The 5,864-nt window shown below is 70.2% G+C and carries 7 protein-coding genes and 1 tRNA gene; 2 read left to right on the top strand and 6 right to left on the bottom strand.

The window, feature by feature from the left end; genetic code table 11:
* Window positions 1-1,157: ABC transporter permease (locus A7B20_RS20870; RefSeq protein ID WP_157937751.1), on the top strand; the 1,157-nt coding region annotated here is incomplete at its 5' end.
* A 193-nt stretch (window positions 1,158-1,350) separates the two neighbouring features.
* Here the strand turns inward: A7B20_RS20870 and A7B20_RS20875 are convergent.
* Window positions 1,351-1,427, bottom strand: a tRNA-Met gene (locus A7B20_RS20875).
* Window positions 1,428-1,619: 192 nt separating this feature from the next.
* Here A7B20_RS20875 and A7B20_RS20880 point away from each other — a divergent pair.
* Window positions 1,620-2,516: a hypothetical protein gene (locus A7B20_RS20880; protein ID WP_172961078.1), complete on the top strand. Its 897-nt coding sequence runs from the start codon at window positions 1,620-1,622 to the stop codon at window positions 2,514-2,516.
* Between the two features lie 9 nt (window positions 2,517-2,525).
* Here A7B20_RS20880 and A7B20_RS20885 read toward each other — a convergent pair whose 3' ends face one another.
* The 5 genes from A7B20_RS20885 to A7B20_RS20905 form a co-directional block, all read right to left on the bottom strand.
* Complete coding sequence (locus A7B20_RS20885) at window positions 2,526-3,335, bottom strand: division plane positioning ATPase MipZ (protein WP_102110511.1); 810 nt, start codon at window positions 3,333-3,335, stop codon at window positions 2,526-2,528.
* 141 nt (window positions 3,336-3,476) lie between these two features.
* Window positions 3,477-4,247 carry a Hint domain-containing protein gene (locus tag A7B20_RS20890; RefSeq protein WP_102110512.1) on the bottom strand — a complete coding sequence of 257 codons (771 nt, stop codon included), beginning with the start codon at window positions 4,245-4,247 and terminating at the stop codon, window positions 3,477-3,479.
* 207 nt (window positions 4,248-4,454) lie between these two features.
* On the bottom strand, window positions 4,455-4,598 hold the full coding sequence (locus A7B20_RS21395) for a hypothetical protein (protein WP_157937752.1): 144 nt from the start codon (window positions 4,596-4,598) through the stop codon (window positions 4,455-4,457).
* Window positions 4,599-4,761: 163 nt separating this feature from the next.
* On the bottom strand, window positions 4,762-5,520 hold the full coding sequence (pgeF, locus tag A7B20_RS20900) for a peptidoglycan editing factor PgeF (protein ID WP_102110514.1): 759 nt from the start codon (window positions 5,518-5,520) through the stop codon (window positions 4,762-4,764).
* Window positions 5,517-5,864 (bottom strand): SAM-dependent methyltransferase (locus tag A7B20_RS20905; RefSeq protein ID WP_172961079.1); only part of this gene is annotated, 348 nt, incomplete at its 5' end. The genes pgeF and A7B20_RS20905, both read right to left, overlap by 4 nt.

Below are 5,864 nucleotides of genomic sequence, written 5' to 3' on the forward strand. Positions count from 1 at the left end.
GCCGGGCGCTGCATGGCCACTCGGCCCTGCGCCTCGCGCTCGGCTCGGTCGGCGGGCCGGGGGGCGAGGCGGCCTCGGTGGTGCTGTCGCTGGGGCTGGGGCTGACGGTGCTGGCGGCGGTGGGGCAGATCGATTCCAACCTGAGGAATGCCATCGCGCGGGACCTGCCGGACGTGGCGCCGGCCTATTTCATGGTCGACATCCAGCCCGACCAGATCGACGGCTTCCGGCAGCGGCTGGCCGAGACCCCGGGCGTCAGCAAGGTGCGCAGCGCGCCGATGATGCGGGGCGTGATCACGAAGATCAACGGCCGCGACGCGATGGAGGTCGCGGGCGATCACTGGGTGGTCCGGGGCGACCGCGGTCTGACCTATGCCGCCGAGCCGCCGCCCGACACGAAGGTGACGGCGGGAGAGTGGTGGCCGAAGGATTACGACGGGCCGCCGCAGGTGAGTTTCGCGCAGGAGGAGGCCGACGAGATCGGGCTGAAGCTGGGCGACACGATCACCGTCAACGTGCTGGGCCGCGACATCACGGCCGAGATCACCAGCTTCCGCGCGGTGGATTTCTCGACCGCCGGGATCGGCTTCGTGATGACGATGGACCCGGCGGCGCTGCGGGGGGCGCCGCACACCTTCATCTCGACCATCTACGCCACGCCCGAGTCGGAGGCCGGCATCCTGCGCGACATCGCCACCGCCTATCCGAACATCACCGCGATCCGGGTGCGCGACGCCATCGACCGGGTGACGGTGGTGCTGGGCGGCATCGCGGCGGCGATCACCTATGGCGCGCTCGCCACGCTGATCACCGGGGCGGTGGTGCTGATCGGCGCGGCGGCGGCGGGCGAGCGGGCGCGCACCTACGAGGCGGCGGTGCTGAAGACGCTCGGCGCCGAGCGGCGGACGATCCTGGCCAGCTTCGCGCTGCGCTCGGCGATGCTGGGCGCGGCGGCGGGGATCGTGGCGATCGTGGCCGGGGGACTGGCCGGGTGGGGCGTCAGCCGGTTCGTGATGGAGACGTCGTTCCGGTTCGAGCCGGTCTCGGCCCTGCTGATCGTGGCGGGCGGGGTGCTGCTGACGCTGCTGGCCGGGCTCGGCTTCGCCTGGCGGCCGCTGGCGGCGCGGCCCGCACGGGTGCTGCGCGGCGCGGAGTGAGTCGCCGCGGGGAGCCGCGGCGCGCGTCGGGAAACAAAGGGCAAGGGGCGGCGTAGCGGTGCCGTCTTCGCGGCGAGGCGGTGCGCGTGTCGAACTTGATGCGGCCGCGCTGCCGGCTTTTGCGCCTGTTCCACGAAGCTCGAACGCGGCCGGGATTGGACCGGCAGACGGCTGACGCAGGGAGGGGGGTATGTGGTAGCGTGGGGCGGACTTGAACCGCCGACCCCAGCATTATGAGTGCTGTGCTCTAACCAGCTGAGCTACCACGCCATTCACATGCGGGCGGGATACTCAAGCGGGACTGGCCTGTCAAACGGAAACGGCAGCTTCCGGCCTGCCCCTCGCGCGATTTCCCGCCGAATTCGGCGGTCCTTCCCGCGACGGCCTGATCCGACCAGAGAATTGCCGCATTGCTGCCGCGGACATGGGGCAATGCGGGAACACATCATGCGGAGCAGACCGATGCGTGCCGTCCCACGAATGCCCGATGTCCGGGATCCCCGCCTGTTCTACATCGTCGCGGGGCTGGCGCTTCTGTTCGCGCTGGTCGCGGTCTATTTCGAGGCGCAGAACGCGGCGAGCCGCCGGATCGCCCTGCGCAACGGGCCGCCACCCTCGGTCCTGATCGAGGATTTCCGGCCCGAGACCGACCTGAGCGAAATCGGCGAGGTGTCGGTGACGGCCCAGGTCGATGCCGCGCTGCCGATGCTGGTGAGCTATGCCGCGGGCCGCGTCCGGATGCGCGCGGTCGCCTTCCCGCTCCTCGCCGTCGGGGCCGAGTCGGATATCGCCGGGACGCCGCCGACCGTGCTCGGCTATGCCTATTGGCCGATGCCGGTGCGTCCGGTCGAGGTCCTGGACCCGACGCAGGTGTTGCCGCCCTACGACGAGGTCGGTCCGTTCGGTCCGATCCTGACCCTCAACGGCACTGCCGGCTGGTCCGGCGCGATGAACGCCGAGGTCGAAACCTTTCTGGCCGACACCGGCCGTCCCCTGAGCGGCCCGGCCCTTGCCGTCGCGCCCTTCATGAACGGGCGTGTCGCCGCGCTCGAGGCGCTCGACGGCCCGCCACGGACGCAGCGGGTGCTGCTGCTGCTCGGCGCGCTCTTCGTGGCCCTCGGGGTGGTGCGGTCGTGGTATCGCGGACGGCAGGCGCGGATCGAGGCGGACGAGGCGGCGGCGGCCCAGAGCCATCCGCGCCCCGGCCGTCCGGTTGAGCCGAAGACGGACAAGGGCCGCCGCAGCCTCGCCCCGCTGGCGCCGCAGCCCGACCTGAACGCCGCCGCCGGGGCCGCCTCGACGGATGCGCCGCACCATGGCGCTGGCGACCGCCGGGTGGCGGCGCTGTTCCGGCGCTGAGGGGGCGGCTCAGAAGTTCGGCGTGACGCCGGGCAGGCGAAGTTCGCGGATCAGGTCGCGCAGCTCCTGCCGCGCGGCGACGTTGCTGAGGTTCAGGTTGCCGACGCCGATGTCCTTGAGGTCGAGCAGGGTCAGGCCCCGCGGGAACAGTTCGCGGAAGATCACCCGCTCGGAAAAGCCGGGGGCGACGCGGAAGCCGATGCGCTTGGACAGGTGCTTCAGCGCCTCGCCCATCTTCTTCTTGTTGTGCATCTGCTGGGCGCCGAGGCGGTTCCGGACCACGATCCAGTCGATCGGTTTCAGACCCGCCTGCGCACGCAGCTGGCGGGCGTTCCAGACCATCTCGGAATAGACCGAAGGGCCCAGCACCTTGTTCGTCTCGGGGTCGACGCGGGCCAGCAGGTCGAAATCCACGAAGCTGTCATTCAGCGGCGAGATCAGCGTGTCGGCAAGCGAATGGGCGACCTGGGACAGCCGCGTGTGGCTGCCCGGACAGTCGATCAGGATGAAGTCGCTGGTCGCCTCCAGCGCCGAGACGGCGGCGGACAGGCGGCGGTCGTACACGTTCTCGCCCGGCTCCAGCGCCGCTTGGTCGATGTCGGGCAGGTCCCGGTAATCGGGCGATGGCAGGTCCAGCCCCTTGCGGGACAGGTAGCTGCGACGGTTCTCGACGTAGCGGGCGAAGCTTTTCTGCCTCAGGTCCAGATCCAGCCCGCCGACCCTGTGGCCCATGCGCACCAGCGCCGTCGCCACATGCATCGAGGTCGTGGATTTCCCGGACCCGCCCTTTTCGTTTCCGACAACGATAATATGCGCCACGCGACCGCCCTTGCCCCAGATATAGCCCGCCTTCGCGGATTTTGCGGGACTATATGAGCAGGATCCCGCCAAGAAAAGCAGCCGGACGGCAAAAAGCGCAGGGTGCAACCTTGTTGCAAACCCGCGTCACGCGCCGGGATGTCAGGCGAAGCTGGCCGACGCCTCCTCGCGCGGGAAGGCGAGGCGGCCCAGCTCGGAGAACTGCGAGACATGGGGCAGCAGCGCGAGGAGCTGCGCCAGCTGCGCGGGGTCGATCCGGTTCTGGCTCAGCGGACCGGGGTGCATGCTTTCCACCTCGACCCCGTTGGCCAGCAGCGTGCGGTGGTCCTCGAAGCCGATGTGGAACAGCGTCACCGGGGACACCGGGCGCAGCTGGATCACGTTTTCGCCGTCCACCAGCGTCGAGACCGACTGCAGGAGCGCGGAGGCCCCGTGGCTGGCATGGGCCTGGCCCGAGCGGTTCAGCACACGGCCCCCGACGCCCAGCATCAGGTCGGGCATCGGACGGCCCAGACCGAAGGTATCGGCGGCGATGCGGAACAGGCGGGACGGGCTGCGTTCGTCGCTGCCGCCGGGCAGCAGGGTCATGCGGCCGATCCAGGCCAGAGTGGCGGGGCCTGTGCAGGTCTCGACCGTGTCGCCGACCATCAGATCCTCGATCGCCACCGGTCCCTGCGGCGTCGGCAGGATTGAACCGCGGGCGAAGGCGGTGAACATCTCCTCGACCAGCGGAATGGCGGGCGCCAGGCGCGCGGCCTCCTGCACGTTGCCCGATCCGTCGAGCCACTGGATGTTGACGGCGCGGGTCGGCCGGGCGACCTGCTGCGGCTTGTGGGCATGGCGGTGGCGTACCGTCCACTGCGTCGTCGGGCGCGGCGCGGCGCCGGGCAGCGTGTGGCGAGGATAGGACATGGGCAGACTTTCCAATTCGGGCCGCCCCGCTTCGGCCCCCACCGATTTCGCACAGGACGTCTTTTTTTCGAAGTCACGCGGCCAAGCCGCGAAAGTTTCCGGATCCGTTGGTATTTTCTGCTCGTGCGCTCTGCCGGCGCGGGAGGATCGGGGTCGTCTCGGCGCCTTTAATGAAGGCGCGTCGATGCTGGGCCTCGGCGGCCCGGCTCAGGCGGACGCGGCCGCTTTCGCGGGCAGTGCCGCGGTCAGGTTGGACAGGACGGAGGCTGCCTTGCGCTGCTGCCAAGGCAGCTTCGGCTGCGGCTTCTTGGCTTCGTTCAGGGCGCTCTTCAACCAGCGACGTGTGGCCATTTTCCTGTTCCTTGCTCTCTGTGCGCCGGGCCTGTTGCGACCCGCGGCGTTCTGCATCCGATGCACTTTGTATCGCGTCGGATTGGGGCGGAGGCGTGGCGCGATCTGGGTCAGAGGGCGGTGATTTCGGGCGTGACGCCGCGTCAAATCGGGCGGTAGCAACCTAGAGGCGAATGGCCGAAATCAGACGACCGTAATCCGCTTCCTGCTGGTGAACGGAGCGGCGGTAGGAGAAGAATCGGGTAGGGTCGGAATAGGTGCAGTGGCGGGTCCACTGGGCCTCGGCGATGCCCGTGTCGCGCAGCCGGGCGAGGCCGAATCCCGGCAGGTCGAAGTGCAGCCGGTCGCCCTTGCCGTTCGCGAAGAACCGCGAGTGGTCGGGATCCTCGGCGGTGAAGCTGTCGAAGAACTCGGGCCCCACCTCGTAGGCGCGCTGGCTGATCGTGGGGCCGATGACGGCCACGATGCCCTCGCGCCGGGCGCCGAGCCCCTCCATCGCCGCCACGGTCGCCTCCAGCACGCCCGACAGCGCGCCCTTCCAGCCTGCATGGGCGGCCCCGATCACGCCGCGCGCGGCATCGGCGAAGAGCACCGGCTGGCAATCGGCGGTCAGCACCGCGATGGCGACGCCCGGCGTCGCCGTCACCATGGCGTCGGCGCGGGGCAGGGTGCCGGTCAGCGGGCCAGTGACATGGACGACGTCGGGGGAATGGACCTGGTTCACCGTCAGCAGCAGCTCGGGCGCGACCTTCATCGCGGCGGCGGCACGGGCGCGGTTGATGTCCACGATCTCGGACTGGTCGCTCGAGCCGCGGCCGCAGTTCAGCCCGGCGAAGACGCCGGAGGACGCACCACCCTTGCGGGTGAAGAAGCCGTGGGTCAGCGGGTCAAGCAGGTCGGCCGTGATGACTTCGAGGGTCATGGCAAGATTCCCGGTGGTGCGGGTCCGTCCGTGCCGTAAAGCGCCAGCACCTTGAACAACTGTCCCATTTCGTCGGGGTGGGTCAACCGCCGATGGGCGGAAACCGCGCCCTCGGGATCGCGCTGGGCGAGCGTGCGCGCGCGCTGCGCGATCCCGAGGCGGTCGAGGAACACGCCCTGCGGCACCGGCCCCGCCGCCAGGGCGGGCGCTGCCGCGGCGGCGAGGGGGGCGAAGGCGACATGGGCGGTCAGGTCCGCCGCGCCGGGCGTGTCCAGCGGCGCGACCTTGCGATGCGCCCGCACCGCCTGGAGCGTGTCGCCGAGCGACCAGTCGCTGCCGTAGTC

The sequence above is a fragment of the Oceaniglobus roseus genome (genome assembly GCF_002869745.1).
In the GTDB taxonomy this organism is placed as follows: Bacteria; Pseudomonadota; Alphaproteobacteria; order Rhodobacterales; family Rhodobacteraceae; genus Oceaniglobus; species Oceaniglobus roseus.

Coding starts and splice junctions, on each gene's coding strand:
- A7B20_RS21395 (WP_157937752.1), bottom strand. CDS start 4,598: ATGGCCACACGTCGCTGGTTGAAGAGCGCCCTGAACGAAGCCAAGAAG.
- A7B20_RS20890 (WP_102110512.1), bottom strand. CDS start 4,247: ATGTCCTATCCTCGCCACACGCTGCCCGGCGCCGCGCCGCGCCCGACG.
- A7B20_RS20880 (WP_172961078.1), top strand. CDS start 1,620: ATGCGTGCCGTCCCACGAATGCCCGATGTCCGGGATCCCCGCCTGTTC.
- pgeF (WP_102110514.1), bottom strand. CDS start 5,520: ATGACCCTCGAAGTCATCACGGCCGACCTGCTTGACCCGCTGACCCAC.